Here is a 2313-nt window from a genome sequence, read left to right as displayed (position 1 = left end):
CTCGCCGCGGGCCGCGGGCCTCCCGGGGCCCTCTCCCGCGGCTGGGCCCGCCGGTCCTGCCGCCGGTTCCGCTCCCTCCCCCGGGCCCGGTGCCTCGGTTCCCAGCCGGGCCGCCAGCTCCGCGAGGGAGGTCGGGCGGACCCGTTCCGGGCGGGGCGTCCCCGGCTGGTTCACAGGGGCGTCCTTCGGGGTGGTTCGGTACTGATCAGCTTGTGGCACGGCGGTGAGCGTACCGGGCTCCGCGGGCCGCGGGCCAAGTGAGGGCGGCTCCTGCGCGGCGCGTTCCGGGTGGTTCCCCGAATCGGGGGTGATCGTTGTCACTGGCGCTTTCCCTGGGGTCACTCGCCGGGTTTGAAGGTCACCGGCAGACTGGCGGGTTTACTGCCGGTCGGTTCGACCTGCAGGGTCTTGAGAGCGAACTCCATGACCTTCTTGTAGATGGGTCCGCAGATCTGGCCGCCGAAGTAGCTGCCCTTGGTCGGGTTCTGGATGGCGCAGTAGACCGTGATCTGCGGATCGTCGGCGGGTGCGAAGCCCGCGAAGGATGCGGTGTAGCCCTTGTAGCGGCCGAGGTCCGGGTCGACCCGGTTGGCCGTACCGGTCTTGCCTGCGACGCGGTAGCCGGGGATACGGGCCTTGGTGCCCGTGCCCTCCTCGTTGCCGACGACCGACTCCAGCATGGTGGCGACGGTCTTCGCGGTCTTCTCGCTGACCACCCGGGTCTTCTTGGGCGCGGGCGCGGGTGTGAAGCGTCCGTCGGGTCCTGTCGTACCGCGGATGAGCGTCGGTTCGATCCGTACGCCGCCGTTGGCGATGGTCGAGTAGACCGAGGCGGCCTGCATGGCGTTGAGCGAGAGGCCCTGGCCGAACGGGATCGTGTACTGCTGCGAGGTGGACCAGTCCTCGGGCTTGGCGAGGATGCCCTGGGTCTCGCCCGGGTAGTCCAGACCGGTGGGCCGGCCGATGCCGAACTTGGTCAGATACGAGTGGAGGACCTTGTTGGCCTCGGGCTGGGTGCTGCCGAGCTGGCCGGTCGCCAGGATGGTGCCGATGTTGGAGGACTTGGCGAGGACGCCGTTGAGTGTCAGATACCAGGTCGGATGGTCGATGTCGTCCTTGAAGAGCCGGTCGCCGCGGTGCAGCCGGTTGGGGACGACGACATGGGTGTCGGGTGTGGCGGCCTTCTCCTCCAGTACGGCGGCCATGGACATGACCTTGCTGGTGGAGCCGGGCTCGTAGACGTCCTGGAGGGCCGCGTTGCCCATGGCGGCGGTGTCGGCCTGGGAGAGGTCGTTGGGATCGAAGCCGGGAGCGTTGGCCATGGCGAGGACCTCGCCGGTCCTGGTGTTCTGGACCATCACATAGCCGCGGTCCGCCTTGGAGTCGCGCACCTGCTCCGAGATGGCCTGCTGGGCCGCCCACTGGATGTCGCGGTCGATGGTCAGCTCGATGTCGGAGCCGGGCACCGCGGGCTTCTCGCGGGAGCTGGCGGTGGGCACACGACGGCCGCCGGACTGGGCGTAGGTGACCTCGCCGTCCTCGCCGGCCAGCGCCTTGTCGAGCATGGACTCGACGCCGCCCGCACCATGGCCCGCGGCGTTGACATATCCCAGTATCCCGGCGGCGAGATCACCGTTGGGGTACACGCGCTTGCTGCTGGTCTCCTGGAAGACACCGGCCAGCACACTGACGCCGGTACCGCCGCTGCTTGTGGCGCCCGCGCCGCCCTTCGTGCTGTCGTTCTTGGCCGCCGCCTTCTCGCTGTCCTCCTGCTCCTTGCTCGCCTTCTGCGCGAGAACGCTCTTGAGGTCCTTGATCTGGTTCCAGACCTGGGGAGTCTGGCGGTGGGCCAGGACGGCGTAGCGGGACTTGGGAGTCTTGAGCTTCTTGACCAGAGTGCCGGTCTCGGCGCCGAGGATCGGCGCGAGCAGCGCCGCCGCCTTCTCGGGAGCGTCGGAGATCTTGCTGAACTCGCGGGTGAACATATATGGGTCGGCGGTGATGTCGTACGCGTCGACGCTGGTGGCGAGGGCGATCCCGGAACGGTCGGTGATCTCGCCGCGCTCCGCGTCGATCGTATGGCTGAGATAGCGGCTCTTCTCCGCCTTGGCGGCGTACGCACTCGCGTCGACGGCCTGCACCTGGAGCAGCCGGACGACGAAGACCAGCATGACCAGCGTCAGGGCGAGGCTGACCAGACGCAGCCGGGGCCGTGGACTGCCCAGCCGGATCCGCTGCGGCGCGGCAGCTCCGGCGCGTGGTCTGCGGGCCGGAGGACGGCCGGCCGGCCGGTTCCGGCCCGCGCCGCCCGAG

1 protein-coding gene is annotated in these 2313 nt (G+C 69.6%); it reads right to left on the bottom strand.

Annotated elements, in window-relative coordinates; genetic code table 11:
- Positions 1–338 precede the first annotated feature (338 nt).
- Positions 339–2313: peptidoglycan D,D-transpeptidase FtsI family protein (locus GA0115259_RS09135; RefSeq protein WP_107469150.1), on the bottom strand; the 1975-nt coding region annotated here is incomplete at its 5' end.

The organism is Streptomyces sp. MnatMP-M17 (genome assembly GCF_900091995.1).
Taxonomy (GTDB): domain Bacteria; phylum Actinomycetota; class Actinomycetes; order Streptomycetales; family Streptomycetaceae; genus Streptomyces.
The sequence above is the reverse complement of the archived record's forward strand: the minus strand, read 5'-3'. Positions and strand labels throughout refer to the sequence as shown.